The organism is Pseudomonas sp. PA15(2017), from assembly GCF_001945395.1.
Lineage (GTDB): Bacteria > Pseudomonadota > Gammaproteobacteria > Pseudomonadales > Pseudomonadaceae > Aquipseudomonas.
On record NZ_MSXV01000058.1, the window covers coordinates 249357 to 249754 of the forward strand.

Annotated in this window: 1 pseudogene; it reads right to left on the reverse strand. The window is 56.3% G+C overall.

The features are described 5' to 3' along the window. Positions 1 to 351, reverse strand: a pseudogene (locus tag BVH03_RS22850) (transposase); the annotation flags it as partial. Positions 352 to 398 lie beyond the last annotated feature (47 nt).

The following is a 398-nucleotide window of genomic DNA, read 5'->3' on the forward strand; positions in this document are numbered from 1 at the left end:
CCCTCAAGCAACGGCACATCAGTCGTACCGGGTACTCGTTGCGGCAGCGCTGAATCACCGTGTACCGCTCGATGACTCCTTGGCAAAGTACGCTGCCGCGTCTCTTAAAAAATCACGTTCCTTGGTCACCCGGGCCAACTCACGCTTGAGCCTGGTCAGCTCCTCATCTCGCGGGCTACCTGTTCCGGAAAAGGCCTTTTCTGTGTTTGGCTGTGCCTCTCGAACCCAGCGTGTGAGCAGGTTCGGAGCCACACCAATCTCCAGGGCCACTTGTCGACAGCTCGCCCCTGAACGACGAACCAACTCGATGGCTTCCCGCTTGAATTCAGGACTGTATTTCTTGCGCTTCATGAACACTCCTTCAGCTCGGTGTGAGCTTACTTGAAAGTGTCCGTGCT